We start from the raw sequence: 23467 nt of genomic DNA on the forward strand, positions 1-23467 counted from the left end.
AAGGGGAGATCGTATGGAAATTTTATTTGCAGTAATAAGAGAAATGTCTCCATTAATGGTATTCTACAGTATTGCTGTATTACTGGTATCCATAGGGGGGTTCTTACTTATGGGTTTTGATAAGTACCGAGCCAAGAAAGGACAAGATCGAATTTCGGAATTAACCTTTATGGCTTTGGCCTTTTTCGGTGGAGCAATAGGAATTTTACTTGGAATGGTAAGTTTTCATCATAAAATAAGCAAAAAGAAATTCTATGTGGGAATACCAATCCTGTATCTAGCTAATCAGCTTTTTCATCTAATTATTTTATATCGAATTATAAATTAGCTTTCTTTTTTAGCTTAATTTGATAAAGACCAGCAACAGAGACAAAAATCATAGCAATTACAATTACTTTAATTACATTGGTACCTTCATTAGAAGTATTGTCACCAATTTTCCAACGGGCTTGGTGCCCCATGCCATCATTGGCAACCAGTAGATAAGCATTAACTTCTTGGGGGATGATAAAAATCCCCTCTTCATTAATATTACCTCGGTATACCTCTATATAATCTTCTGTGTATAAAACTACTTCTCCAAAGGTGGGAAAACTACCATCTCCGTAAAGAACCTGTATTTTGCCATCTTCTATTTCGGTTACTGTCATTTTATGGGCAAAGCTAAAGGTAGTGCTTAAGATGAAAATCATCATAACAATCATTATTACTGTATTAGTTCTTTTTGTGTTATTTTTCATATTTTGCCTCCTTTACTTAATTTTATTAATTAAGTTTAGAATAATTTCATTAGCTTCTTTGCTAGTTTTAGGGCTATAATTAGAACTTTCAAAAATAGTAGGTATGGTTGGAACCTCTAATAACCCATCCTCCATTAATTTCTTATCTTTTAAGAGGTCAATAGAGCCTTTAGCTAGAAGTTGACCATGATGCAGGATAATGACTTCATCGGCCCAACTATAGGCAAAATCAACATCATGGGTACTTATAATAATGGTTGCTCCTTTATCGTGATATAATCTTAAAATACCCTCTAATTGCTTAGAAGAAGCAGGGTCAAGTCCCGAGAAGGGCTCGTCTAATACTAAAATCTCAGGTTCCATAATTAATACGCCAGCAATGGCTATTTTTTTCTTTTGACCTAAACTTAAATTAAAAGGTGGACGTTCTTTATATGTTTCCATCCCCACCTCTTGTAAAACAGTAGTTACCTTATCTTTTACGATAGATTCATTATAACCTAAATTTCTTGGACCAAAGGCTAAGTCTTCATAAACTGTTGTAGCAAATAATTGATTATCAGGGTTATCAAAGACAATACCAACGCTTTTTCTAATCACTTTTAGATTATCATCAGAGATCAGATTTCCAAAGACTTTTACAGTACCTTCTTGTGGTAGATTTAGTCCGTTTAAATGATATAATAATGTAGTTTTTCCACTGCCATTGGAGCCTAGTAAAGCGATTTTTTTATGGATATCAATAGATAAACTGATATTATGAAGGGCTACCGTTCCATCTTGATACATATAGTTCAAATTGCATATTTCAATTGCCTTCATGTTAAAACCATCCTTCTATTATTTTAATGATAACAATATAAGTGACTACAGCAAATCCTTTTATAAGATCAATCTTGTAAATATTACGAGGCTTTGCAGTGGGAAGTGTGCCGTTGAATCCTCTAGAAGCCATAGCTCGATAAACATTTTCAGATCGATCTAAGGATTTTACCAATAGGCCACCTACTATTTCACCATAAACCTTAAGGTTCTCTTTATTAAATTTTCTTTGATAGAGCCTAGAATTGATAGCTCTTCTTAGGTTAGTTATGTCTTGAATAAATAAAAAGACATAACGATAAGCCAGAAAAAATATGCTAACTAATACTGGCGGTAACTTCATATGGGATAAGCCGATAAATAAATCCTGTATTCTTTGGGTTGTAATCATCATAATCATAACTAGAATAGAAATGAGTCCTTTGAAAATAACAATCAACATAAAATGTAGAGATTCATTAATGGAATTAGAACTACCTCCTAAAACTATCGGAATAGCCATTATTAAAAAGATAGGCAGAAAGAGACCTAATCTGATTAATAAAAATTTAAAAGGAAGCTTCATTGTTAAGGCAGCTCCTAAGGTTATAGCAAAGGTTATACTTAATAATGTTAATGATTTAAGAGTTACAACCATAATGACAAAGAGAAAAGCTGTTATAATTTTGATTCTTGTTTCCCAACGATGCCCCCATGAATTAAGAAGGCCTAGGTTTTCTAGTTTATTATAATTAAATCTTTTAATATCCAACTGATGGCACTCCTCTATGATGATTACTTTTTATGAAACATAAACTATAAACTAGCGATTGCTTTAGGGCGTGACTTACTGATAAAGGCCACTGCAAAACCTGTAACTAATCCTTCAATGAAGACTAGTGGAATATAACCGACCAAAATTAATCGAATGACAGAGAAAAAACCACCACTATAGTGATGACTACTAAGGTACAATACGGTAATTAAAAGAAGAACACAGCCAATTACTCCCATCATACCTGCAACCAAACCCTTTAAAAAATAAGACTTTACTTTAAGATAAGAAAATAAATAATATGAAACTAAAGCAGGAAGTGCTAATAAAAGGGTATTAACCCCAATTGTTGAGATACCTCCATGTTGAAAAAGGGTTGCTTGTAGTAATAGACCTATAAATATGGCAACAATTGCTTTTCCTCCAAGCATAATTCCTAACAATCCAGCCAAAAGGGGATGAATGGAAGTAGGGCCTACAGGAAGGCTGATTAATGAAAGTACAAAAAAACTTCCTGATAATAGACTGATCTTAGGGATTTCTACTTCTTTAATCCTTCTAGTCGAGTGTAGTAGCATTCCTCCTGCAACAGCCGAGGAAGCAACCACAATAGGCATACTAACAACACCGTCTGATAAATGCATTATAAAACCACCTTTCATAAATATTGGTTGAGGAAAAAACATAAACTATTTTTGTGTTATAAAAAAGAGCATAGGTATGTCCTCAAAATAAAAAAATCCTACACTACAAGTGTAAGATTATAATTCATATGATGGTATTACAAAAACGCAAGAATAGCGTAAAAACCTCATACATAATTAATATCTTATAATCCATACACCGTAGATTTTGTAAGATGCAAATAAGTAGGTATCCTGGCTTAGGTTCATAACCAAACAACACCTTCCCAGATATTATCCAGTGGTATACGTTGTAGGCTCCCCATCACAGTGGCGGGACCGCGTTGGATTTGCACCAACTTCCCTTTTCATCTCGAATTTCGAATGAAAACTTATTTAAAATATTAAGTTTATTTTTAATTTACCATAAGAGTGGTATAATAGCAATATAATCCAATAAGATTTATTGAAACAAATTAAGTTGTTACATGAGGAAACTACATAATTAAAACTAAATTTATATTTATGCAAAATAAAAACTACGTTGTTTAGTGTTCGATGCAGGACTCAGCTTTCACCTTTGCATAAAAGGAATATAAATTCTGATTTATGGTATTGTGCAATGTCCTCAAATAATTAAAACTGCTTGCAATTTTCCTCAAAAAAATAATTGCTTGACTTACACTTAGCTAGAAAATAAAGTGCTTAAGTATAATTATCAAAAAAAGGTTAAAATAAGATAATAAGATACAATAACCTTCAATGAATACAAAGTAGGAGGGATCACATGTCATCTAAAGAAAGAATCGTTGAATTTATGAGGGAGCTTGCCTATAACCCAATGTTGGAAGAAGAGTTGGCTAATGCTCTAGAATTAAGCAAACAAGAAAGAAGTAGCTTTTCGAAGTTATTAGAAGAAATGGAACAAGAAGGGTTAATTATTAAAACCCGTAAGAAGCGTTATGGGGTACCTGAAAGAATGGGCCTAGTTGTTGGAAGATTGCAAGGAAATGCAAAAGGGTTTGGTTTTGTCATTTCTGATATTCAAGATATGGAGGATGTATTTATTCCTGCAAACCTGATGAATGGTGCCATGCATAACGACAGAATTATCGCTAGGATTAATAATGTTAATACTAGAACTAAAAAAGCAGAAGGGGAAGTCATCAGAATTTTGGAGAGGGCCAATATTGAAGTTGTAGGTACCTATGAAGATAGTAGAAATTTTGGATTTGTTGTTCCCGATGATCCAAGAATAAATGCTGATATATACATTCCTAAAAGTGAGAGTAAAAAGGTTAAGGATGGGCATAAGGTGGTTTGTAAAATAACCCGTTGGCCAGAAGCAAGAAGAAATCCAGAAGGCTCTATTGTAGAGGTTTTAGGACATAAGAATGATAGTGCAACAAATATTGTAGCTATCATGCGTAAATTTAATCTTGACCCTGAGTTTCCACTAGAGGTGGAAGCAGAGGTTGATGGAATCCCCGATGAAGTGCCAGAAGAGGAAATTGCAAAACGTAAAGATTTAAGGGATTTAAAAATGGTTACCATAGATGGTGCCGATGCTAAAGATCTAGACGATGCAGTATCAATAGAAACATTGGCAAATGGAAATTATCGTTTAGGTGTACATATTGCTGATGTTACCCATTATGTACGAGAAGGCACAGAACTTGATCGTGAAGCCCTAAGTAGAGGGACAAGTGTATACTTAGTCGATAGGGTTATTCCTATGCTTCCTAGAAAGTTATCTAATGGAGTATGTAGTTTAAATCCTCAAGTTAATCGTCTTGCTCTTTCTGTATTTATGGAAATAGATAAAAAAGGCAGGGTCGTAAGTCATGAAGTCTATGAAAGTGTTATTAAGACCAAAGAAAGAATGGTTTATGGTGATGTTTCTGATATTCTTGAAAAGGATGACCAAGCCCTTAAAGAAAAATACAAAGAGCTAGTAGAAGACTTTAAAACGATGGAAGAACTTTGTCGCATTTTAAGAAAGAGGCGGGAAGAACGTGGTGCTATTGATTTTGATTTCCCGGAGGCAAAGGTAATATTAGATGAAGATGGAAAGCCAGTTGATATAAAACGCTATGAACGCCGTATTGCCAATAGAATAATAGAAGAGTTTATGTTGGTTTGTAATGAAACTGTTGCGGAAAGCTACTATTGGTTAAATGTCCCCTTTGTTTATCGAGTACATGAAGATCCAAGTGTAGAGAGAATTGAAGAGTTTAATAAGTTTATTCATAATTTTGGTTATCACTTAAAGGGCCTAAATGCAGGGGAAGTTCATCCCAAAGTATTGCAAGAATTATTAAAGAAAATTGAAGGTAAAAAAGAAGAGGCTCTAATTAACACATTAATGCTTCGTTCTTTAAAAAAGGCTAGGTATACTTCAGAAAACCTAGGTCACTTTGGGTTAGCTGCAGAGTATTATAGTCACTTTACTTCCCCAATTAGAAGATATCCAGACTTGGCTATCCACAGAATTATTAAAGCTTTTATCAATGAAGGTCCTGAAAGTAAGTGGCTGAAAAAAGTGGATGGGTTAGTTGGATATATAGGAGAGCAATCCTCTATACGAGAGCGAAATGCTGAAGAGGCTGAAAGGGAAACCGTAGACATGAAGAAGGCTGAGTACATGTCTGAGCGTATTGGAGAGGTCTACGAAGGCGTGATCTCGGGTGTAATTTCTATCGGTATGTTTGTAGAATTAGAAAATACTGTAGAAGGTCTAGTGAGAGTAAGCTCCTTAGAAGATGACTACTATCGATATGATAGTGAGCAACATAGTTTAACTGGAGAACGTAAAAGAAGAGTTTTTAGAATAGGAGATACTGTGAAAGTAAAGGTTGCTAAGGTGGATGTCCTACAAGGAGAAATTGATTTTACTTTAGTTGAATCAGATGAAGAGTAGTATGGCGGGGAGAGGGTGAATTCCCTCTTCTCTTTTTTAAATTTTTTAAATTTGTTTTTTTAAATTAATTATAATAGCTAGTTATGTTTATAATTTCTTATAAAGGGGGGAGTAGTAATGCCTATTGCATATGGATTGATAATACTAATGTTTTTGGCTCTAATGGTAGAAGTGTTATCTGTAGCTTTAAAGGTTACGGGGCTAGATATAGAAAAAGCAAGGTTTCAAGTGATTTCAATGATTACCCATACTGGCTTTACTACGAGGGAATCGGAGTTGATTACTCAGCATCCAACCAGAAGAAAAATTGCACAAATATTAATGCTGGTAAGCTATGTAGGGCAGGCTACATTAATTAGTATTATCATCAGTGCCTTTAGAAATTATAGATCATTTTTGTATTTTTCTATTTTTATCTGTGGAGCATTGATTGTACTATTGTTTCTTACTAGAAATAAGCATATCTTAACTAGGTTAGAGAATATTATCGAAGAGCAGTTGGTTAAACAAATGAAAAAAAATACTAAGTATAAAACAGTAGAAGAAGTGTTAAAACTAAATGAAGAGTACGGTGTAGCTGAGTTTATTATTGAAGAAAATCATGATTTAATAGGTGTATCTTTAGAAAAGTCGGGACTTAAGGAGAATTATATTCAAGTGTTGAACGTTGATCGGGGCTCACATATAGTACATTTCCCGAGAAATAATCTTCTTTTTAGAGAGGGAGATAAGGTAATTGTCTATGGGCAAGTGGAGAAGATTAAGGAATTTATAATGGCTCAGAAAAAACATTAAATAACATTTGACTTTTTGATTCAAGTGTGATAGATTAGAAAGAGTCACTCATAATAAAAGTCAAGAGGGTGAAGGCTATGGTTAAGGAAGCAAGAAAAGTTTTAGCAACAAATAAAAAAGCCAGACATGATTACTTTATTGAAGAAACCTATGAATGTGGGATTGAACTACGGGGGACAGAAGTAAAGTCCATCCGTTTGGGTAAACTTAACATTCGTGATGGTCATGCTCGTGTTGAAAATAGTGAAGTTTTCCTGTATAATGTTCATATAAGTCCTTATGAAAAGGGAAACATTCATAACGTAGATCCCCTTAGACCTAGAAAGCTTTTACTTCATAAAAAGGAGATTTTAAAGCTAATTGGTTATATTCAACAAAAAGGCTATACGCTAATACCTTTAAATGTTTATTTAAAGCAGGGTCTAATAAAGGTTGAACTTGGAGTTGCCATTGGTAAAAAGCTTTATGATAAACGCCAAGATATTGCCAAGAAGGAATCTCAAAGAAGAATTGATAAAGAATTAAGGGCTAGACAAAAAGTATAGAACTAACTATAGAACTAACTAGTATTTTTCTAAACTAAGTTAAATCAGATTTACCCATATAAATGGGGGCGTACTGGTTTCGACGGGGGTTTAGATCCTTGAGTAGCGAGCCGTGTTTAGCTTGGTGACACGTAAAAAAACTGGGCACGAAATATAAACGCAAACGATAATTACGCATTAGCTGCCTAGTTGCAGCTCGTTTCTACCTGACCTCCTGCCGTTAGGATAGAAGCGCCAACCATGCAGGGAACGACTTGAGGGTTGTCTCGACCTTAAGTGGCACAATTGAGACTGGTCGAATCTAAAGTTTGTTGTTAGACGCTAGAGGAGACGAGATCTAAAATAACAACTGCGCTCGGAGAAGCTGAAGGTGAAGGGCCTTCGGACAGGGGTTCGATTCCCCTCGCCTCCACCAATTAAATCCATGATACTATGAAAGCCGCATTTATGCGGTTTTTTTGCATTTGTAGTACTGGAAGGTACAATCAATACTAGGAATAATTTAAGGGAAAAGCTACTAGTACTGGTCTATCCAGAGTTAGAAAAATTTCAAAAAATAGATTGACAAAATTAAAATTAATCGATATACTTTGTTTTATAAAGTACTTTGAAAAATAAAAAACAGGAGGTTACTTTTATGGATGAAAAATTATTAAATGAAGCAGTTGAAAGTATTGAATTGATAAAAAGTATAATTAATAGGACTAAAAAATCTTTTATATCTTTTAGTAAGATATTTATTTATTGGGGCATACTTTTTATACTGAATGGTATAATAATGGTTCTTATGACAACGAATAATGAAAAAGTGGGGGATATATTAACTAATTACCCAATACTAAATTTTATGCCTCCTATTACTATAATTGCATTGGTTGCAGCTTTAGTTTATAGAAAAGTTTCTAAAAAAATACCCCTTATAGGTTTAGAGAAACAATTAATGAAGGTCTGGGTGTTAATCTTAGCTTTGAACGTAATACCTTCTAAATTAAATATTATTACCCATACTAGCGATATGACTGTAGAAATGATTACTGTTCGAGCAAATAGTTTTTCAATTATGTTTTTTAGTTTGGCAATGGGTCTTATGATAACATCATGGTTTACAGGGTATAGTCAATTTAAATATTTAGCTTTTACTTATATTGGGATTAGTGTACTTTATGCATATTTTAATGTACCAGTATTAAACGATTTAGTGATCCAGCTTCTCTATATTGTAGCACTACCCTTTACATTTTTTTACACAGGCTTCTTCTTAAAGTCTCAGCAAGCGAGGTGATTATAGATTGGATATAAATTCAATACCTGATATATTTCAATCAAAGCTTAGAATTGCGATAGTATCTTGTCTAATAACTGGTGAAAAAAGTTTTAAGGAATTAAAGGAAGTTACGGGGGCAACTGATGGTAATCTAAGTGTACATTTATCAAAAATGAAGGAATCAGGATATATAGAAATAAATAAAGTATTCTTAAATAATAAGCCCCAAACGATATATAAGCTAACAAAAATGGGTGAAAGCAAATTTATTGAGTATGTAACTTCATTAGAAAATCTAGTAAAGAAGTATAGAGATATTAATACATAAGTGGAATATCAAATAAATTGCAGATTTTATCACTACCCTACACCTTCACCACTTAAAAGAACAATAGTGTATAAGTCGCATTTTATGCGGCTTTTTCCCTTTAAAAGGGTTTTTAAAAATATCTAATTTAAATCTACAAAGCCTTTATTGGTGAAAAATATATAAAGGATTCTAGGTGCTTGTATTGAATATTAAGAAATTAATAAAGATCAAAATTTCACTATAAGGCTCTGGAGGTTTCACGATGAAAATAGATAGATTGCTTAGCATTCTAATGATGATTATAAATAATGAAAGAATAACGGCAAGGGAGTTGTCTGAATATTTTCAGGTATCAGTTAGGACAATCCAAAGAGACATAGATACCTTGAGTATGGCTGGTATCCCTATCTATTCTGAAGTTGGGAAAAAAGGTGGATATCAATTACTTAATGATTATAAATTAGATAAAAATTTCCTAAAAACAGATGAAGCAAAGGTTCTTAATAATCTTTTAGAGAGTTTACAAAAAGCAGTGCCTTATACAGAGATAAAGTCAGTATATAACAAGTTCTCAATGCTTCTCCCATCAGATTTAAAAAGCCATAAGATCGTAGTTAAATTAAGTCCTCTTATTAATCGTAAAAGGTTTAAAGAAAATTTAGATATAATAACTAAAGCTAGAGATAGTTATCAAAAAATCCATATAAAATATATAGACGCAAGCTTTCGAGAATCTCATAGAATCATATGTCCATATACATTAGTAATGATGGGATCAACTTGGTATATTTATGGATATTGTGAACTTCGAGAAAATTTTAGAATGTTTAAATTGAGTAGAATAATATCCTGCAAATTGTTAGAGAAGAAATTTAAAATTAAAGAAACTCCTAAACCTTTCCCTTGGGAAAATAATTTAGATTCTGGGAGGCAAACAACAAAGATAAAGCTAGAAATAGATAAAAGTATGCAGGTTAAGCTTCCCGACTATATTGATTATGAAGACTGTAGCGTTGTAGGTGATAAGATTATTGTCCATTTAAATTTCACTGTTGACGAGTGGCTCTATTCATTTTTATTGGGATTAGCTCCTTATGTAAAAATCATTGAACCATCATGGCTTAGAGAAGAATTTGTTAATAGACTTAATTTATCAATTGAAAAAAACAAACTATGACATATAGCTGTCATAATATGTGTTTTACAATGAATAAGTAAAAGGCTATTAATCTATTAAGGAGAGTGGTTAATGATGAATATTTGTCAAAGCTGCGGTATGTCAATGAAAAATGAAGGGTTATATGGGAAAAATAAAGACGGGTCAGTTAATATTGATTATTGTAAGTATTGTTACCCTAATGGTGAATTTAATAAATTTAATGAAACCTTTGATGAAATGGTTGAATCATGTATACCATATGAAGTAAAAGAAGGATTTACAGAAGATGAAGCTAGAAAACGATTAATACAAAACCTTAGAATTCTTAAGAGATGGAGATAGATAGGGAAATATATATTATCTAAATTAAAGGAGATCTAGGGGGAATAACTATGTTTACAAGGAATCTAATTGAAGAAGGTATGATCCTGAGACAACAAACAATAAAAATAAAGAATGCCATGATTAAGCAAATTTTATTAGATGCTGGGGTAAACTGCCAGATTAAACAGATTGATGAACCCCATTCTTGGGTCATGCAATCCCAACGTATACATCTAACTGATGGAAGAAGTCTCTTATTAAAAGCAGGAGTCAATCCAGACTGGACAGAGGCTTCAACAATCTTAAGCCAAGTAAAAGCTACTGAATTAATTAAATCAACTGGAATACCCCAACCTAACATAATATCCTACTCAACAAATCAAGAGGAGTATGGGTTTTTATTTGTCCTTTCAGAATACCAAAAGGGGGGGAGGTTAGGTGATGCCTATAACTTGGCTTCAAAAGATGAGCGTAAACAAATATATAAGTCTCTAGGACAAGCATATTCTCGAATTCATAGCATTGAGAATGATTGGTCTGGGGTTTGGGATGGAGACCCTAGTAAAAAGAAATATCCAGTTCATCCAGCAGAGTTTTATAGACATGCTGAAATATATAGTGGTAGTAATCTGTATTTACTTGAAAATAATATGATAACTACTGATCTTTATGAGAGAATATGTTCTGTGTGGGATAAAAATCTTTCATATTTAAAACAAAGACAGAGTTCTTTGGTACATGTAAGCCCATTTCCTTGGAGTATTTATATGGATAAGGACGAAAAAGGGTTTACAGTTAAAGGGGTTTCGGCTCTTGCTGATTTTATGTGGTGGGATGTTATGTCTGATGTTGCCCATTTACTTTATCCACCATTTTTAAATATAAGTGAAGAAGAAAGAAATGCTTTTGTACAAGAATATAAACTCCCCTTAGATGAAAGAGCAATTAAGCTTTATACTATATTAAATAGGTTATGTGCAATGTCAGGATGTTATCTTGCTCCAGTGGATAGTACTTATGCTAAAACTTGGATTAAAGAAGAAGTGAAAACAATAAAAGAAATTTTAGATAGGTTAGAAGCTTAGTTTAGTTAATGAAGTTTAAAAGTATTTTAAGATAGTATCATATGCGTATCTTAAAGTTATGGGGACGGTTCCAAATGGCTCATCTTGAAATGAGTGATAAGAAAAGACCAAGGGGTTAGTTTTTTAGACAAATAGAAAAAAGCCGATTTTTAAAACTTAAGTAAATGATTAGTCAGGTTAAAAAGAAAAGAATGAAAAGATGTAATAATAGGATTATCACCTGTTTGAGCAAAGTGAGCTTTGATAGTCCCTTTATGGCATGAGTTCAACCAAATATTGCTTCCTAATGGATTTACGTAATTTAAAATAACAGGCTTTGTCACTCGCAAGAGCTTATTTTTTTTGTGTTGTGAGAGAGTTGCATTTTTTATACATTTCCCAATACAGGAAATGTTTTTTGCTAGTCTATGTAGTATACTATTAGCGAAGTATCTAATAGTGCTAAATAATAGAGGTTTAGGGGAGGACATCATGAAGTTAGTCAAGGCAGATACAAACAATTGTAATGAACTATTTCAATTCTAGCATAAATTTGGAAACGAAATACCCTATTCTTTTATGTTAATAAGGAGGATTGGAAAAGAGACTTAATTCCACAACGGTATTATGAAAAAAATGGATTTATAAATAGAGGATTTACTAGGAGCTATTTAAAAAAAGGGTATTAAATCTATTGGAAATATACTCTAGCTAGTGAATCAAATAATTATTTTGGAAGAATAGATCATAGGGAATCTATGGGGGAATGGCAATGGAAATAATAGAAATTTTACAAAAAAATATAGATTATATTGAAGAGAATCTAAAAACTGATATAAGTGCAGACGAATTAGCAAGGCTTTCGGGATTTTCCATTTATCACTTTTATGATGTATTTAAAAGCTACGTGGGGATGCCTGTCTTTGCCTATATCACTAAAAGACGGTTGAAACATATCGTTTATGAAGCCCAGAGAGGAAAAAACATAGGAGATATTGCTCTACAGTATGGATTTGGTACTTATGCTGGGTTTTACAAAGCCTTTAAACGAGAGTATGGCTGTTCTCCACAAAAATATTTAAAAATAACTACTGTTAGCAAACCAAAGCTGATCAGTTTAAAGGAGGAGGCTAATATCATGTATACTGAAACACAAATTAGACAAATTTTATGCAACTGGGAGATAGAATTTAAAGAGGAGTCTATAATCAACTACGGTGTGGGGGGTGGTGTACAATCCAACAATACATGGGGGATCGGAAAAAAATACATTTTTAAAACAGGAAGTAATATATCTGGATTGCGTACACATATATCAGTTGCTAGAGCTCTTAGAAAACAAGGATTTATTGCATCATATCCTATTAAAACAAAAGAGGGCGATGATTTTTTATTAGTAGATGATCGGTATTATGTCCTATTAAATAGTATTGTGGGAGAACAATTGAACCATGAAGATATATACCATAGTGATAGAATAAAGATTGGAAATACCTATGGTGAAGCTATAGGAAAACTCCATAAAGTACTTGAGCTAGAAGGGGATATTAATGAAGTAAATGAAAAAAATCTCTACCAAAGGGTTGTGGAGTGGGCTTTACCCGAGACTAAGAAATATATGGAACAGTGGGGCGTGCCGCTACCAGATGATTTTTATGAAGAATGTATCTTTGAATTGGGGAAGCTTTATCATAAATTACCCCAGCAAGTAATTCATCGGGACCCTAATCCATCCAATATAATATATAGCAATAATGAAGTAACTGGTTTTATTGACTTCGAGCTAAGTGAAAAAAATATAAGGATATTTGATCCATGCTATTGTGCTACTGGCATTTTATGTGGAAGTGAAAAGATTGAAAAGGGATTCGATAAATGGATAGATATATTAATCGGAATAATTAAAGGCTACGACAAGATATGCATCTTAACAGAAGAGGAAAAAAAGGCCATCCCCTATGTGATTTATTCAATTCAAATGATATTTATTGCTTGGGCAAGTCAATATGACAAGTTCAAAAATCTTGCAATGACTAATAGAAATATGTTGTTATGGATATGGGAAAATAGAGATAAATGCTTTTGTAACTTATAAAGATAATGATATAAGTGTGGATTACACTTATCACACCTCGTCCCCACCAATATAATAACGAAATATATGAAAACCGCACATCGTGTGGTTTTTTGCGTTAGCCCTAGTATAGGTGCGTACTTGTCGGAGAAAGCTACAGCCATCTCTTTCAATGAAGGAGGTGTTTTTTTTTATATTATAAACAAATAAATGGAAAGTAAACTTGACATTAACTTTTCGGCGTGTTATGATAAAAATGTAAAGTGCACTTTCCATAACGAAAGGAAGATAGAAGTGAAAAATCGCTTAGAAGAAATAAGAAAGCAACGGGGCATAAAGCAGGAAGAACTGGCAACTGCTTTAGAAGTATCAAGACAAACGATAGGGTCATTAGAAAATGGAAGATATAATCCTTCTATAATTCTAGCCTTCAAAATTGCCAGATATTTTGGGATGATGATTGAAGAAATATTTATTTATGAGGAGGAGGAAAGTAATGAAGAAAAATAGTGTTAGAGGATACTTTCTATTGGCAATGTTAGGCTTTGTAATGATGCTGGTTGGTCTTATGCTAGCAATTTTTAGAACTGCTTCCCACGGAATTATGCTTACGCTACCCTATGTTTGTATTGGAGTAGGTGCAGGACTGTTTGGAGGAAGTCTTGGTGGTGGAATTAAGAAACATCTATTGAACAAAGACCCCCATACTGCCAAAAAAATTGAAATCGAAGAAAAGGATGAGCGGAATTTAGTAATCAGTTATAAAGCGAAGGCAAAGGCATATGATTTAATGTTAGTATTATTTGGAGGAATCCTTTTGGTCTTTGCACTAATGGGGATAAAAACCTATGCTATTTTATTACTGGTAGCAACCTATCTATTTGTAATATTTTCTATGGTTTACTACCTTAACAAGTATCATAAAGAAATGTAGAAAATGTTATATAGATCAATCTATCATATGGTAAAATTTCCATTGCCCTTTCTGTTTCGATAAAGTACTAATTTAATACAAGATAAGAGAAAAGATTAACAGACCTGCTATAGGGCTTATAAAAGAGAAGGATAGCAGGTTTTGATTATTGTAAAGAACAAAAAAAACAATTTTAATTATTCAATACATAAACCTTGAAAAAATTGCTAAAATTAGATACAATTCTAGTTACAACAAGTATACAAACACTATAACCAAATTCTGGTTTTTATCAAATTTGATTACAGGATTGGTACTAAATAAAGGAGGAAATAAAGATGATACCAACAGCACATATTGAATCAAAAAATAAGGAAGATATTGCAAAAACTGTTTTAATGCCTGGGGACCCTCTGCGGGCTAAATTTATAGCAGATACATTTTTAGAAGATGTAAAACAGTTTAACAGTGTTCGAAATGTTTTAGGATATACTGGAACTTATAAAGGAAGAAGGATTTCTGTTATGGCAAGCGGTATGGGTATGCCTAGCATAGGAATCTATTCTTATGAGCTTTATAAGTTTTATGATGTAGAAAATATTATCAGAATAGGATCTTGTGGAGGCTATACTCCTGATGTAAAGCTGTACGATGTAATTTTGGCGAAGGATGTATGGAGTGAATCTAGTTATGCTAAAGTACAAGGTGGTTATGAAAGCGAAGTTATAGAAGGGACTAAAGCATTGAATGAAAGCCTTGTAAAGCATGCAAAAGAGTTAGGAATTCCTATGCATATAGAAAGAATTCATTCATCTGATGTATTTTATAGAGAAAATTTTGACGAGTATAAGGAAATTTATGAAAAGCATGGTTGTGTAGCAGTAGAAATGGAAGCATTTGCTCTATTCCATAATGCAAAGGTGCTAGGTAAGAATGCAGCCTGCTTACTTACAGTATCCGATAACTTAGCAACAAAAGAAGTAACATCTTCAGAAGAAAGACAAAATGCCTTTACTAATATGATGAAGATTGCATTGGAAATGGCAGAATAAAGGGCCACATTAATAAATGGGATTATAAAAACAAATAGAGAATAAAAGAGGTTGAGCTTAGGCCTACCTCTTTTATTTTTTCTAAAAACCAGTGTAATGACCTAATTCTTATTAGAAAGCAAGTAATAGATTCCTAGAGCAACTTATCCAATGTGTAACATATACTACGATAGTGGAATGTGGGGTAATGATAGTTTGTGATTATAAAGGAGGGCTATATCATGAAACATTACAAATTTAAAATCTCTAGTATCTGTATTGCTGTTATATTATTTTTGTTTTATTTTGCAATATTTTCAAATGGGGAATTTAGAATGGTATCAAGTACAGCCCTAATTGAAGAAGCTTTTGCTATTAATGAGAATTACTATTTTGGATATGAAATGGTGTGGTCTGGTGTTTTTAAACCTACAATAAGAGACATTAGCTTTCGCAAGCAAGATGGTACATTATTTAGTGAAAAGGATGAACATCTTATGATTAACGCATTAATAGATACTTTAGGTCATACAGGAATGGTATATGGAGAATCCTATGAAGAATTAGTTAGGGTGAAAGGCATTAATTATGTAGAAGCAAAAAACTTTAAGGTGGATGATCAAAAGTTTACTTTAGTATTAAAGGCAATAAAGAAAAGTGAAAATTACCAAGATAATTTTAGTGAGCTAATTATTGACTATAATTATTTAGGGTTAAGAAAGAAGGCAGTCTTCGAATTTAATGGGTTTACAAGTAGAAATTAACGAAACATGCAAAACCATAATTAGAGCCATATCAAGATAAGAAAACTTGATATGGTTTTCTTTATAGCATTATAATAATTCTTCGGAACCCAAAATAAATATCAGATAAATTGCAGGAATTTTTAATTAAATCGTGAAATATATAATATAATTTTCTAAGCTTTAGATTTTATAATTTTAATCATTTTACGAAGGGAGCAAATCATATGACCATATTTGAAAAAGCAGCCCAAGGGCAACTGGATGCTTATAATGCCCGTGACTTAGAGGATTTCATGAAATGGTATGATGAAGATATAGTCGCAATTGACTTAGATACCGATACCATTCTCTTTAGAGGTAAGGAGGAAATGAAACCTAGATATGCTAAACGATTCGAAAATAAGTATCTTCACTGCCGTTTAAAAAACAGAATGGTTCTACATAGAACAGTAATCGATCATGAGGAAATTATATGGAATGAGAATCAACAAGATACATTTGAAGCCATCGCTATTTATGATGTTGGTGAAAATGGTTTGATTAGTATGGTAAGGTTTACTAAGGGGAAATTATAAAGGGGGATATAAAATGGGAGCGATTAAGAAGGTATATATTTCCGTTGATATAGAAGGTATGGAGGGGGTTGTGAGTCAACTTCAAACATTACGAAGTAATCCAGATTTTAATATTGCTAGAAAAAGATTGGCTGAGGATGTTAATGCAGCCATTAAAGCATGTTTAGATTGTGGAGCAGAAGAGGTTATTGTTTGTGATGGACATGCTGATATGGAGAATATTATACTGGAAGATCTCCACCCAGAAGCTAAGTTAATCAGTGGGGCTATGAGATCTAGTCTTCAAATGCAAATGATCGAGCTAGGCTTTGATGCTGTTATTATGTTTGGTCATGCTGGGGCGGGAGTTACCAAAAATGGAGTTATTGATCATACCTATAACGGAAGGAAGATATATAATATCAGAATGAATGGGGAAACTATGAATACTGAAGGGGTTTTAAATGCTGTAATTGCTGGTCATTATGATATTCCAGTTGTGGCAGCAATTGGTGATAAAGCCTATGCAGAAGAAATGACTAGCTTTATTCCAAACATAGAGACAATAGTTGTAAAAGAAGGAACATCAAGATTTTCTGCCCTTTCAATTCATCCTACAAAGGCAAGGGAGAAAATCTATGAGGGTGTCAAGAAGGGATTAATGAAAAAAGATATAATAAAGCCTTTAAAGTTAAAAGAACCAATAACTATGGAAATTGACTTTAAAGATTCTAACATGGCAGAAACAGCAGAGTTAATCCCAGGAGTAAAACGTCCTCAATCTCGTACGATTGAATATACAGGTGATGCAGAAACCATCTTTAAGTTACAGGCATTAATCATATTTAGGTTAGTTGATCAATTGCCATAGAAGGGTTTGGAATAGATGCTAACCTATTTTGCAATTAAAGAGAAGTAGTTTTCTCTTTTAATATGAAAATTGAACGTAGTACTGGATGATTCTTATGATGAAGTGTTATGCTTTCAAGATCGTTAGATTCTAAAATTTCCAAATTAATTAGAAGTAACTCATCTTCTAACTCATCAAATAAAACTTGAGGACTAATTAGTAACTTTTCGTCTTCTATTTTTAATCTACAGCCAAAAATAGGGGCGTGGGATGTATCGCTGTGAAGCTGTATTGTACACGTCCCTTCTAGAAAGGGTTTTAGGTTAGTTTCAAACAATTAATTCAACTCCTTTTGTAATCTGCTACATGGAAATGGTATTCATTATATTTTAGCATGTCAATAAGCACTTGTCGATTAAAGATTAGTGTTATTGAAGAAAGAATTGTTAGGAATTAAAACAATTAAAAGCTAATTAAAGAGAAGAAACAGAGATTGAAGAATTGATTACAAAGACTATTATTAGGACAAGGAGAGAGGATTATTGAGGGAAGGGTGTAAAAAATTTTCAAAATAATATTGACAGAAAATTACTTCTAGTATAGAATGAAAATATACTTCGACAAAAGAACTATTTTGAGGGAGATTTAAAATGAATTCTTATGAAGGATTAAATTTTGAAGCAATGATCTTTGATTATATCGATGAAATCAAGTTCTTATTTTTCCCCGATCAATGGAGTAGTGCATTTTTAGATTACTCGAAAAATGAAGTGTTAGTAATGTTTTTCCTTTATAGAAGAGAAAATGCCAACATGACAGAAATCTCAGATTATATCAACGCCCCTTTAAACACAACAACTGGAGTTGTTGGAAGGCTAGAGAAAAAACAGATGGTGGAAAGAAAAAGAGATGAAGCCGACAGGCGGGTGGTAAATATTGTCTTAACCAAAAAGGCTAAAGAATTTATAGATCATGAAAAAGAGATTATTGGCCATTATATTAAAGAAGTCTATCGAGTTTTAACTGATGAAGAAAAAATTGCAGCCTTCAATATATATTATAAAGTCTTAAATGTTCTAAAAGAAGGTAGACACCCGGCAAAAGAAGACGAAAAAACAACTAAGAGGGTAAAAAGAATTTTAATAGAGTAGCTTAGATGACAGGACTAAGCTATTTTTTAGAAATAATACTTCGACAAAAGAACTATTCTTATAAAGAAATATAGGAGGGATATCATGGGAAGAATAATTGTTTTTACAGGAAAAGGTGGAGTAGGGAAAACTAGCGTGGCAGCAGCCCACGCTGTCAAAGCATCAAAGGAAGGTAAAAGGACTTTAATTGTGAGTACCGATGCGGCCCACAACTTAAGTGATTTATTTATGAAGGAAATAAAGGAAGAACCAGTAGAGATTTATCAAAATTTATGGGCATTAGAAATTGACTCAAATTTTGAAATGAGTAGGCACTATGGCAATATTGCAGAATCTTTTAAGAAGATGCTTCCCTATGGTAGTGAAACTGATGCAGAAGTGATGGACGATATTGTTGTTTTTCCAGGAATAGAAGAGCTCTTTTCACTATTAAGAATTAAAGAATTGTACGAACAGAATATTTTCGATCTAATTATAGTAGATTGTGCTCCTACAGGTGAAACCCTTTCTTTATTAAAGTTTCCAGAACTTTTTTCATGGTATATGGAAAAGTTATTTCCCCTTGGTCGAGTGGCTTTAAAGGTGTTAAGACCAGTTACCAAACTAACCCTAAAACTAGAAATGCCTAATGAAGAGGCTATGAATGATATCGAAAGACTTTATATAAAGCTGGGGCAGCTGCAAGAACTTTTAAAAAATAGAGAGGTTTGTAGCATCAGGTTGGTTACGATCCCTGAAAAAATGGTGGTAGAAGAAAGTAAAAGAAGCTATATGTATTTAAATTTATACAATTTTAATGTAGATGCCCTATACATTAATCGAATTATTCCAGAGGAGTTAGAAAATAGCTTCTTTGACCAATGGAAGGTAATCCAAAAAAATTACCTTGAAGAGCTCAATGCAGTCTTCTCTAACATACCTATCTATAAAATTAAATGGTACGAAACCGATATAAACGGTATGCAGGGGTTAGAACGGGTTGCAAGGGACTCTTTACAGGACGAAAACATCTATAAAGTATTAAAATCAACTATTAATGAAATCTTCGAGAAGACAGAAAAAGGATATCGGTTAGATGTATATCTCCCCTTCGTAGATAAAAAAGATTTTGATCTTTTTGAATCGGAGACAGAAATCATTGTAAAAATAGGCAATTTTAAGAGAAATATTCCCATACCAAGTGTTATAAAGAAATATGCTATAGCCTCTGCTAAATTAAATGATGGTATTTTAAAGATCTACTTTGAGTAAGGGAGGGGTTTCCCATGAATAAAGCGTTTATTAAAAAGATGATAAAGGCAGAAAAATATAAGTATGAAGCCTTGAAAGATATACTACCTGTAGAGCTTAAGGAGCGATTAGAGGGGTTAGAAAAAGAGGCTTTCACGTTAGTAAAGGATATCGCTTTAGAAATGTTGATGGAGGATGGGATGCAAGAAACTGAAAAGAAATCAGAAAAGGATATTAAAAAGAAAGTAAAGAAAGTTGATATAGATTTTTCAAATTAGATGGGAGGGGATCATATGAGAATTATATTATATACAGGAAAAGGTGGAGTAGGAAAGACAAGTATTGCGGCTTCAACTGCTTGTAAAATTGCCAGTGAAGGGAAGCGGGTGTTGGTGATTAGTACAGATCAAGCCCACAGCTTAGGGGATTCTTTTGATAAAAAGCTTTCAAATAACCCTTTAAAAATAGACACTAATCTTTATGCAATGGAAATTGATTCTATAGTAGAAAACGAAAAGGCTTGGGGTAACTTAAAAAAATATATTGAAAAGCTTATGACTGTAAAGTCAGAAAAAACCATTGAAAGTGAAGAATTATTAGTCTTTCCAGGCTTTGAAGAACTCTTGGCACTAATTAAAATTAAAGAAATCTATGATGAAGGACAATATGATGTCTTAATTGTAGATTGTGCCCCTACAGGAGAAACAATGTCCTTATTAAAGTTTCCAGACTTATTTAAGTGGTGGATGGAAAAAATTTATCCCATTAAGAAGAAGGGAGCTAAGTTTACAAGGCCACTAATTGAAGCTACCATGAAAATTCCAATGCCAAATGATGAAGCCTTTAATGATATTGAAAGGATCTACGAGAAAATTCATGAGCTCCACCAGCTTATGCTAGATCAGGAAATAGTGAGTATTCGGATCGTAACGACAACAGAGAAAATAGTGATGAAAGAAGCTAAAAGGAGTTTTTCCTATTTCCATTTATTCGATTATAATGTTGACGGAATTATCATTAATAAAATTTTCTCTAAGGATTCATTAAAGGGATATTTTGAAGGCTGGGCTAAAATTCAAAAAGAAAGTATAGAAGACCTAGAGAATAGTTTTAAAGGAATTCCAATTTTTAAATTAGAATTAATGAGAGATGAATTAAGAAAGGTAGAAATATTGAAAAAGGTTGGAAACAAACTGTATGGAAACAGCAGTCCAGAAAAAGTCTTATTTCAGGATAAAATTTTTACTATTGAAAAGTCAACAGAAGGTTATAGTCTATCAATAAAAATGCCTTTTGTAGATAAGAGTCAATTAAAGTTGTCTCAAAAAGGTGATGAAATCACACTATCTATTAAAAATGAAAGAAGAAGCTTCATATTACCAACAAAGCTTCAGTCTAAAGAAATTACCCAAGCAAAATACCATGATGGAAAACTAAATATATATTTTGCTTAAAAAAGATCATCTATAAAGTTTCGTTACTATGTTCTTTAAAAATACCTAAATTAGGTGGTATATAGGTAAAAATGATATATACCATCAGCATAAGGGATGCACCTACTAAAAATATATTGTTTAAATGGGTAAAATGGTGGTTATTGCTTAATAATTTATAGCTCATTAATTGACCTAAAGTAATCCAAATAAATAAACCCGTAATATCAATTAGTACCATATGTTTTCCTAAGACGGCCATATATGCTATATTAAGCAATGCAACCATAATAGGAATGATAAAAATTAGAAGACCTTTTGCAAGAAAAAAATTATTGATTGAATGTCTAATGAAAAGATACTCAATAATACTAAAGAAAAAAACTGCAAAGGCTGCCATTTTCATATGTTCCCAGATACTTTCATTAATTGGGGCAAAAAGGGCTACAATAGGGTTGTTGCCAGAGAGGTCATAGGCTTCATGTAACAAAAAGCTTAATATAAAAATGACAACAACCCCAGCTACTTCCCATTTAAATAGATTGTCTAACATGTGATCACTTCACTTTCTAAGTTTTTATATTATATTTTCCTGTAAGAAATAATTTATTACAAATTAATAATTTTGCACCTCCATTAAAGAACAGCAGAATTAGTCAGTGAAATACAGGAAGATTTAATCATCAATTTTCTTTAAAATAGAGATGTGATAAAATGAATGTGGAGGGGATCATATGAGACAAGTTTATGCACCAGGGTGTGCTATCATGATTTACAAGCCAAAGCTTGCTGAAAGAATGCTAGCTTTTTTAAACCAGGAATTAGGAGAAATAGAGGAACATTTAATTTGTTGTCAACATGAGCCAAAACTTCAAGAAGGTACTCAAATTATTAATACTTGTTCTGGCTGTGATAAAAGATATAGAAGTCTTTATGAAGGAATTTCAACTATATCTTTGTGGGAAATTCTTGCCAAAAGTAGTACCATTCCCTTTCCTAACTATAAGGGAATGGAAATGACCCTGCATGATGCTTGCCCAACCCGTACTGAAGAGAGGGTATATACATCTATTAGAGTCCTTTTAGAAAAAATGAACATAAAGGTAATAGAACCTAAAAATACAAAAGATAAAGCAAAATGCTGTGGTGATAGCTTTTATGGTATTTTACCAGTTGAGGCGGTTAAAGCCCAAATGAAAAAGAGGGCTGATGAGATGCCCTGTGATGAAGTGGTTGTTTATTGTGTATCTTGTATCAAGTCAATGCATATCGGTAATAAAACACCACGCCATATCATGGATTTATTATTTAATGAAGAAACAAGTATTGGTACCTTTGAACCTAATGAGTGGCATAATGAATTAGAAGAATTCATTAATGCTCATTAAAAAGGAGCTAGATTATGAATAGCTTTGTTAGACTTTCAAATCAGGAAAAGTGGGAAGCTGTTAAGGAATCTAAAAAAGCTTATGATGGTAAGTTTTTTTATGGGGTTAAAACTACAGGAATATTCTGTCGGCCCTCTTGTAGAGCAAAAACACCTTTGCGTGATAATGTTTTGTTTTTTAATACTTCTAAAGAAGCATTAAAGGCGGGGTTTAGGCCTTGTAAAAGGTGTCAACCAGATCAAATTATATTCCAGCTTGAGCTTGATCTAATAAAGAAAGCAATTGATATTTTAAATAAAGAATATACAAATGAAATTAGACTTGAAGCAATTTCTCGACAACTTGGAGTTAGTGGAAATCACTTAGGAAAGCTATTCAAAATGAATACTGGCAAAACAATAATTCAGGTTGTGAAAGAAATAAGGGTAGAGAAATCTTTAGAAATCTTAATGCAACATAATAAAAATATTCTTGAGGTGGCCTATATGACAGGCTTTAAAAGTCTATCTAATTTTTATAAGTGTTTTAAAGAATTAAAGGGGTGTACTCCAAAAGAATATCAAAGAAGTAATAGAAAGTTTTAGCCAAATCTGGTTGCAGATAATATTGGAAACTCATTGTTTAGATACGATGAGTTTTTTTGTGGGAAAATTAATTAAATTTTAGAGGAATATGTAATTGATATAACGAAATGTAACTATATGTAATTATATGGTATGCTAATTGATTTCAGTTTGGACTATTTTAATATTAATAAATTGAATTAATGGAGGGGCT

28 protein-coding genes, 1 other RNA gene and 1 riboswitch are annotated in these 23467 nt (G+C 32.7%); of the genes, 23 read left to right on the forward strand and 6 right to left on the reverse strand.

Annotated elements, in window-relative coordinates:
* Window positions 1-13: 13 nt before the first annotated feature.
* Window positions 14-328, forward strand: a complete 315-nt coding sequence (locus tag T335_RS0115490; protein ID WP_026478341.1) for a DUF1294 domain-containing protein — start codon at window positions 14-16, stop codon at window positions 326-328.
* Here T335_RS0115490 and T335_RS0115495 read toward each other — a convergent pair.
* The 4 genes from T335_RS0115495 to T335_RS0115510 are packed head-to-tail and all read right to left on the reverse strand — an operon-like array spanning window position 318 to window position 3002.
* Window positions 318-740, reverse strand: coding sequence for a hypothetical protein (locus T335_RS0115495; RefSeq protein WP_026478342.1), 423 nt, complete (start codon window positions 738-740; stop codon window positions 318-320). The two genes, T335_RS0115490 and T335_RS0115495, sit on opposite strands and share 11 nt — an antisense overlap.
* 12 nt (window positions 741-752) lie before the next feature.
* Window positions 753-1562 carry an energy-coupling factor ABC transporter ATP-binding protein gene (locus T335_RS0115500; protein ID WP_026478343.1) on the reverse strand — a complete coding sequence of 270 codons (810 nt, stop codon included), beginning with the start codon at window positions 1560-1562 and terminating at the stop codon, window positions 753-755.
* Window position 1563: 1 nt separating this feature from the next.
* On the reverse strand, window positions 1564-2313 hold the full coding sequence (cbiQ, locus tag T335_RS0115505) for a cobalt ECF transporter T component CbiQ (RefSeq protein ID WP_026478344.1): 750 nt from the start codon (window positions 2311-2313) through the stop codon (window positions 1564-1566).
* A 44-nt stretch (window positions 2314-2357) separates the two neighbouring features.
* Window positions 2358-3002 carry a CbiM family transporter gene (locus T335_RS0115510; RefSeq protein WP_084281415.1) on the reverse strand — a complete coding sequence of 215 codons (645 nt, stop codon included), beginning with the start codon at window positions 3000-3002 and terminating at the stop codon, window positions 2358-2360.
* 165 nt (window positions 3003-3167) lie between these two features.
* Window positions 3168-3350: riboswitch (cobalamin riboswitch) on the reverse strand.
* A 376-nt stretch (window positions 3351-3726) separates the two neighbouring features.
* On the opposite strand from T335_RS0115510, the gene rnr reads away from it, so the two are divergent.
* The 16 genes from rnr (at window position 3727) to T335_RS21005 (ending at window position 17509) form a co-directional block, all read left to right on the forward strand.
* Complete coding sequence (gene rnr / locus T335_RS0115515; protein WP_026478346.1) at window positions 3727-5859, forward strand: ribonuclease R; 2133 nt, start codon at window positions 3727-3729, stop codon at window positions 5857-5859.
* A gap of 117 nt (window positions 5860-5976) precedes the next feature.
* Window positions 5977-6654, forward strand: a complete 678-nt coding sequence (locus T335_RS0115520) for a TrkA C-terminal domain-containing protein (protein WP_026478347.1) — start codon at window positions 5977-5979, stop codon at window positions 6652-6654.
* Between the two features lie 77 nt (window positions 6655-6731).
* Window positions 6732-7199 (forward strand): SsrA-binding protein SmpB, encoded by a 468-nt coding sequence (gene smpB / locus T335_RS0115525; RefSeq protein WP_026478348.1) that lies wholly within the window; start codon window positions 6732-6734, stop codon window positions 7197-7199.
* Window positions 7200-7263: 64 nt separating this feature from the next.
* Window positions 7264-7614, forward strand: a transfer-messenger RNA (tmRNA) gene (ssrA, locus tag T335_RS22065).
* 222 nt (window positions 7615-7836) lie between these two features.
* A complete protein-coding gene (locus T335_RS0115530) occupies window positions 7837-8481 on the forward strand; it encodes a hypothetical protein (RefSeq protein ID WP_026478349.1) in 645 nt (214 codons plus the stop codon).
* 7 nt (window positions 8482-8488) lie between these two features.
* Window positions 8489-8791, forward strand: a complete 303-nt coding sequence (locus T335_RS0115535) for a transcriptional regulator (RefSeq protein WP_026478350.1) — start codon at window positions 8489-8491, stop codon at window positions 8789-8791.
* A gap of 244 nt (window positions 8792-9035) precedes the next feature.
* A complete protein-coding gene (locus T335_RS0115540) occupies window positions 9036-9950 on the forward strand; it encodes a helix-turn-helix transcriptional regulator (protein WP_026478351.1) in 915 nt (304 codons plus the stop codon).
* A gap of 72 nt (window positions 9951-10022) precedes the next feature.
* Window positions 10023-10274 carry a zinc ribbon domain-containing protein gene (locus T335_RS0115545; RefSeq protein ID WP_242837314.1) on the forward strand — a complete coding sequence of 84 codons (252 nt, stop codon included), beginning with the start codon at window positions 10023-10025 and terminating at the stop codon, window positions 10272-10274.
* 50 nt (window positions 10275-10324) lie between these two features.
* Window positions 10325-11341, forward strand: coding sequence for a phosphotransferase (locus T335_RS0115550; protein WP_026478353.1), 1017 nt, complete (start codon window positions 10325-10327; stop codon window positions 11339-11341).
* A gap of 751 nt (window positions 11342-12092) precedes the next feature.
* Window positions 12093-13415 (forward strand): helix-turn-helix domain-containing protein, encoded by a 1323-nt coding sequence (locus T335_RS0115555; protein ID WP_026478354.1) that lies wholly within the window; start codon window positions 12093-12095, stop codon window positions 13413-13415.
* Between the two features lie 273 nt (window positions 13416-13688).
* The gene (locus T335_RS0115560) at window positions 13689-13904 is read left to right on the forward strand and encodes a helix-turn-helix transcriptional regulator (RefSeq protein ID WP_026478355.1); all 216 of its coding nucleotides are present in this window, start codon (window positions 13689-13691) and stop codon (window positions 13902-13904) included.
* Window positions 13891-14328 carry a hypothetical protein gene (locus T335_RS0115565; RefSeq protein WP_026478356.1) on the forward strand — a complete coding sequence of 146 codons (438 nt, stop codon included), beginning with the start codon at window positions 13891-13893 and terminating at the stop codon, window positions 14326-14328. Before T335_RS0115560 ends, T335_RS0115565 begins: the two co-directional genes overlap by 14 nt.
* 317 nt (window positions 14329-14645) lie before the next feature.
* Window positions 14646-15359 carry a purine-nucleoside phosphorylase gene (gene deoD, locus T335_RS0115570; protein WP_207640684.1) on the forward strand — a complete coding sequence of 238 codons (714 nt, stop codon included), beginning with the start codon at window positions 14646-14648 and terminating at the stop codon, window positions 15357-15359.
* 221 nt (window positions 15360-15580) lie between these two features.
* Window positions 15581-16102: a hypothetical protein gene (locus T335_RS0115575; protein ID WP_026478358.1), complete on the forward strand. Its 522-nt coding sequence runs from the start codon at window positions 15581-15583 to the stop codon at window positions 16100-16102.
* 206 nt (window positions 16103-16308) lie between these two features.
* On the forward strand, window positions 16309-16659 hold the full coding sequence (locus tag T335_RS0115580) for a nuclear transport factor 2 family protein (protein WP_026478359.1): 351 nt from the start codon (window positions 16309-16311) through the stop codon (window positions 16657-16659).
* A gap of 13 nt (window positions 16660-16672) precedes the next feature.
* Window positions 16673-17509: a M55 family metallopeptidase gene (locus tag T335_RS21005; RefSeq protein ID WP_051569351.1), complete on the forward strand. Its 837-nt coding sequence runs from the start codon at window positions 16673-16675 to the stop codon at window positions 17507-17509.
* A gap of 34 nt (window positions 17510-17543) precedes the next feature.
* On the opposite strand, the gene T335_RS0115590 is transcribed toward T335_RS21005, so the two are convergent.
* Window positions 17544-17825: a hypothetical protein gene (locus T335_RS0115590; RefSeq protein ID WP_026478360.1), complete on the reverse strand. Its 282-nt coding sequence runs from the start codon at window positions 17823-17825 to the stop codon at window positions 17544-17546.
* 313 nt (window positions 17826-18138) lie between these two features.
* On the opposite strand from T335_RS0115590, the gene T335_RS0115595 reads away from it, so the two are divergent.
* From T335_RS0115595 to T335_RS0115610, 4 genes are all read left to right on the forward strand, one after another.
* On the forward strand, window positions 18139-18639 hold the full coding sequence (locus T335_RS0115595; protein WP_026478361.1) for a MarR family transcriptional regulator: 501 nt from the start codon (window positions 18139-18141) through the stop codon (window positions 18637-18639).
* A gap of 84 nt (window positions 18640-18723) precedes the next feature.
* Entirely contained in the window at window positions 18724-19890 is a 1167-nt protein-coding gene (locus T335_RS0115600; RefSeq protein ID WP_026478362.1) for an ArsA family ATPase, read from the forward strand.
* A gap of 14 nt (window positions 19891-19904) precedes the next feature.
* A complete protein-coding gene (locus tag T335_RS0115605) occupies window positions 19905-20147 on the forward strand; it encodes a hypothetical protein (RefSeq protein WP_026478363.1) in 243 nt (80 codons plus the stop codon).
* A gap of 15 nt (window positions 20148-20162) precedes the next feature.
* Window positions 20163-21323 carry an ArsA family ATPase gene (locus T335_RS0115610; RefSeq protein ID WP_026478364.1) on the forward strand — a complete coding sequence of 387 codons (1161 nt, stop codon included), beginning with the start codon at window positions 20163-20165 and terminating at the stop codon, window positions 21321-21323.
* 10 nt (window positions 21324-21333) lie between these two features.
* Here the strand turns inward: T335_RS0115610 and T335_RS0115615 are convergent, their stop codons facing one another.
* Window positions 21334-21855, reverse strand: a complete 522-nt coding sequence (locus T335_RS0115615) for a DUF6512 family protein (protein WP_026478365.1) — start codon at window positions 21853-21855, stop codon at window positions 21334-21336.
* A 181-nt stretch (window positions 21856-22036) separates the two neighbouring features.
* On the opposite strand from T335_RS0115615, the gene T335_RS0115620 reads away from it, so the two are divergent.
* Entirely contained in the window at window positions 22037-22690 is a 654-nt protein-coding gene (locus T335_RS0115620) for a (Fe-S)-binding protein (RefSeq protein ID WP_026478366.1), read from the forward strand.
* Window positions 22691-22704: 14 nt separating this feature from the next.
* A complete protein-coding gene (locus T335_RS0115625) occupies window positions 22705-23274 on the forward strand; it encodes a bifunctional transcriptional activator/DNA repair enzyme AdaA (protein ID WP_026478367.1) in 570 nt (189 codons plus the stop codon).
* Window positions 23275-23467 lie beyond the last annotated feature (193 nt).

Origin of the sequence: Alkaliphilus transvaalensis ATCC 700919 (genome assembly GCF_000621485.1) — a bacterium.
GTDB lineage: Bacteria > Bacillota > Clostridia > Peptostreptococcales > Natronincolaceae > Alkaliphilus > Alkaliphilus transvaalensis.

Coding starts and splice junctions, on each gene's coding strand:
- T335_RS0115520 (WP_026478347.1), top strand. CDS start 5,977: ATGCCTATTGCATATGGATTGATAATACTAATGTTTTTGGCTCTAATG.
- T335_RS0115490 (WP_026478341.1), top strand. CDS start 14: ATGGAAATTTTATTTGCAGTAATAAGAGAAATGTCTCCATTAATGGTA.
- T335_RS0115605 (WP_026478363.1), top strand. CDS start 19,905: ATGAATAAAGCGTTTATTAAAAAGATGATAAAGGCAGAAAAATATAAG.
- T335_RS0115550 (WP_026478353.1), top strand. CDS start 10,325: ATGTTTACAAGGAATCTAATTGAAGAAGGTATGATCCTGAGACAACAA.
- T335_RS21005 (WP_051569351.1), top strand. CDS start 16,673: ATGGGAGCGATTAAGAAGGTATATATTTCCGTTGATATAGAAGGTATG.
- T335_RS0115565 (WP_026478356.1), top strand. CDS start 13,891: ATGAAGAAAAATAGTGTTAGAGGATACTTTCTATTGGCAATGTTAGGC.
- T335_RS0115500 (WP_026478343.1), bottom strand. CDS start 1,562: ATGAAGGCAATTGAAATATGCAATTTGAACTATATGTATCAAGATGGA.
- T335_RS0115600 (WP_026478362.1), top strand. CDS start 18,724: ATGGGAAGAATAATTGTTTTTACAGGAAAAGGTGGAGTAGGGAAAACT.
- T335_RS0115530 (WP_026478349.1), top strand. CDS start 7,837: ATGGATGAAAAATTATTAAATGAAGCAGTTGAAAGTATTGAATTGATA.
- T335_RS0115540 (WP_026478351.1), top strand. CDS start 9,036: ATGAAAATAGATAGATTGCTTAGCATTCTAATGATGATTATAAATAAT.
- T335_RS0115580 (WP_026478359.1), top strand. CDS start 16,309: ATGACCATATTTGAAAAAGCAGCCCAAGGGCAACTGGATGCTTATAAT.
- T335_RS0115510 (WP_084281415.1), bottom strand. CDS start 3,002: ATGTTTTTTCCTCAACCAATATTTATGAAAGGTGGTTTTATAATGCAT.
- T335_RS0115555 (WP_026478354.1), top strand. CDS start 12,093: ATGGAAATAATAGAAATTTTACAAAAAAATATAGATTATATTGAAGAG.
- smpB (WP_026478348.1), top strand. CDS start 6,732: ATGGTTAAGGAAGCAAGAAAAGTTTTAGCAACAAATAAAAAAGCCAGA.
- T335_RS0115495 (WP_026478342.1), bottom strand. CDS start 740: ATGAAAAATAACACAAAAAGAACTAATACAGTAATAATGATTGTTATG.
- T335_RS0115595 (WP_026478361.1), top strand. CDS start 18,139: ATGAATTCTTATGAAGGATTAAATTTTGAAGCAATGATCTTTGATTAT.
- T335_RS0115545 (WP_242837314.1), top strand. CDS start 10,023: ATGATGAATATTTGTCAAAGCTGCGGTATGTCAATGAAAAATGAAGGG.
- T335_RS0115620 (WP_026478366.1), top strand. CDS start 22,037: ATGAGACAAGTTTATGCACCAGGGTGTGCTATCATGATTTACAAGCCA.
- deoD (WP_207640684.1), top strand. CDS start 14,646: ATGATACCAACAGCACATATTGAATCAAAAAATAAGGAAGATATTGCA.
- T335_RS0115610 (WP_026478364.1), top strand. CDS start 20,163: ATGAGAATTATATTATATACAGGAAAAGGTGGAGTAGGAAAGACAAGT.
- T335_RS0115625 (WP_026478367.1), top strand. CDS start 22,705: ATGAATAGCTTTGTTAGACTTTCAAATCAGGAAAAGTGGGAAGCTGTT.
- T335_RS0115575 (WP_026478358.1), top strand. CDS start 15,581: ATGAAACATTACAAATTTAAAATCTCTAGTATCTGTATTGCTGTTATA.
- T335_RS0115615 (WP_026478365.1), bottom strand. CDS start 21,855: ATGTTAGACAATCTATTTAAATGGGAAGTAGCTGGGGTTGTTGTCATT.
- rnr (WP_026478346.1), top strand. CDS start 3,727: ATGTCATCTAAAGAAAGAATCGTTGAATTTATGAGGGAGCTTGCCTAT.